At 75.5% G+C, this 2,228-nt stretch carries 4 protein-coding genes; 3 read left to right on the top strand and 1 reads right to left on the bottom strand.

From position 1 onward, the window contains the following. On the bottom strand, window positions 1-593 hold a 593-nt coding region (locus tag AB0J52_RS37105; protein WP_500187602.1), incomplete at its 3' end, for a methyltransferase domain-containing protein. 121 nt (window positions 594-714) lie between these two features. Here AB0J52_RS37105 and AB0J52_RS37100 point away from each other — a divergent pair. From AB0J52_RS37100 to AB0J52_RS37090, 3 genes are all read left to right on the top strand, one after another. Beyond that, window positions 715-1,116, top strand: coding sequence for a hypothetical protein (locus tag AB0J52_RS37100; protein ID WP_500187601.1), 402 nt, complete (start codon window positions 715-717; stop codon window positions 1,114-1,116). Beyond that, window positions 1,113-1,361, top strand: coding sequence for a hypothetical protein (locus AB0J52_RS37095; RefSeq protein ID WP_500187599.1), 249 nt, complete (start codon window positions 1,113-1,115; stop codon window positions 1,359-1,361). The genes AB0J52_RS37100 and AB0J52_RS37095 overlap by 4 nt, the downstream gene beginning before the upstream one ends. Before the next feature lie 32 nt (window positions 1,362-1,393). Next, on the top strand, window positions 1,394-2,228 hold an 835-nt coding region (locus tag AB0J52_RS37090), incomplete at its 3' end, for a S8 family peptidase (RefSeq protein WP_500187597.1).

Below are 2,228 nucleotides of genomic sequence, written 5' to 3'. Positions count from 1 at the left end.
CCGACGGCCAGCTCGGTGAGCGTCTCGCGGGTGAAGCGGCGCGGCATCCGGTCGTGCTCGCCCCAGCGGCCGTCCGGGTCCTCCAGGACGCGCCGGGCGTCGTCGAAGCGGCCGGCGGCGGCCCGGTGCAGGGCCGCGGCGACCTGGCCCGCGACCAGCACGCTCACCGCGCCGCCGGGCCGGACGATCCGGGTCAGGGCGTGCATCGCGGCGGCGGGGTCGTCCACGAACTCCAGGACGCTGTGGCACAGCACCAGGTCGGCGGAGGACTCGCCGAGCACCTGCGGCAGGTCGACCGCGTCGCCCTGCAGCGCGCGGACGCTCACGCCCGCCTCGGCGGCGCGCCGCTCCAGCGCGGCGAGCGCGTCGGGGCTGGCGTCCACCACGGTCACCCGGTGGCCGAGTTCGGCCAGCGGGACGGCGAAACCGCCGGTGCCGCCGCCGACGTCCACCACGTCGCACGGGCCCTGCCCGGACACGCGGGCGAGCACCTCGCGCAGCACGTCCCAGAGGACCGCGCCGCGCACGCGGCCGCCGCCGCGGCTCCGCCAGCTCTGCCGGCCGGTCACGGCCGTCTCCCTCTCACCGGTCATGTCCCCCCACCCTAGGCTGTGTTTCGAAGACCAGGCCCGCCCCGCCCCACCTGGCGGCTCATCCTGTGACCGGCCCGGGGCGGACGCGGCGCCACCGTCCGCGCCCCGCCGCCGCCCGGCCGTGGAGGACCGGCTGCTGACCGTCGGCGACCTGCCGACCGCGCAGTACCCCGAGGGGCTGCCCGACCTCGGCCCCCTCACCGGGATGGTCGCCCGCATGCGGCTGTGGACGGTCGCGCTGAGCCCGGCGGCGGCCGCCGCCCACATGTACGACGCCCCGATCGGGCCCAAGGGCGGCGGGCGGCAGTCGCTGGCGGGCGACTGGCGCATGGACGAGGGCTACGGGACCACCGCGTTCGACTACGCCGACCCCGGTCCGGCGGTCCTCCCCGTCCGGTACCAGCCGCCTTCGGGCAACCACATGCGGCTTGGCGACGGCGGACCAGGCACCGAACCGGCCTGGATGATCGCCGACCTGGTCACGCTCGTCCGCAAAACGGCGACGGCAGCGGAGGTGCCATGAACCTTCCCAAGCTCACGGCCGAACACGCGCTCGGCCCGTCCCTCGGCACATACGTCACGAGCGCGGCAGCGCTCCCGGCCGGAGGCGGGGTGGCGCCGATGGCGAGCCTGTCCTGCCTGTCGTCCTGCGTCGGCCCCGACGCCGCGATTCGATGCGGCGTCCAATGCGGCGCCGACCTGGACTGCTGGCGCCGCTGCGCGGGCGTCTCCCAGACCGACTGCCTGAGCGCCTGCCTCGCGACCTGACGGCCCCGTGAACGAGTGAAGGAACGAGAGCCTTGACGCAGGCGGCCGACCTCGGCGGGACGAACGCGCGCAGCCTCGGTCTGACCGGCCTCGACACGCTCATGGCCGACAGTGAAGGCGACCCCGCGGTCACCGTCGCCGTCATCGACGGCCCCGCCGACGGCGGCCATCCCGACCTTCCGCCGATCGCGTCGTCACCGTGCCGGTCGCCGACGAGCCCGGCATGCCTGCACGGCACGTTCGTCCTGGGCATGCTCGCGGCGGCCCGAGGAGGCGTCGCGCCCGCGATCTGCCCGGGATGCACGTTCCTGTCCCGGCCGGTGCTCTGCGAACCGGTTCCTGGCCAGGTTTGTCCCGAGACCACGCCCACGACCCTCGCCGCAGCGGTGGAGGACTGCCTGGCCGCCGGCGCCCGCGTCATCAACATCAGCCTGGGCCTCGCCGCTCCCGTCCTCCAGCGGAGCCCCGCCTTCGACGCGGCGATCGACCACGCCAGGGACCGCGGAGTCGTGGTCGTCGCCGCGGCGGGAAACCACGGCCGCATAGGACCGGCCCCGCTGATGGCGCATCCGTGGCTCGTCCCGGTCGCGGCGTGCGACACGCGAGGACGGCCGCGAAGCCCGTCGAACCTCGGCATCGGGATCGGCCGGCGCGGACTCCTGGCCCCAGGCCTGGACATCGTCAGCACAGCTCCGCGTGGCGGGCACGCCCGCATGTCGGGCACCAGCGTCGCCGCTCCCTTCGTGACCGGAGCCGCCGCCCTGCTGTGGTCGCTTCGCCCCGCGTCCACGAGCGCCGGGATGTCGTGGGTGAGCTGGGAGGTGCGGGCGTCCTGCTTCACCTCGCCGTTCAGCCGCGTGGTGATCG

It is taken from the genome of Spirillospora sp. NPDC049652 (assembly GCF_040675125.1).
In the GTDB taxonomy this organism is placed as follows: domain Bacteria; phylum Actinomycetota; class Actinomycetes; order Streptosporangiales; family Streptosporangiaceae; genus Spirillospora.
Note: the sequence above shows the minus strand (reverse complement) of the source record. Positions and strands in the feature narration are given on the sequence as shown.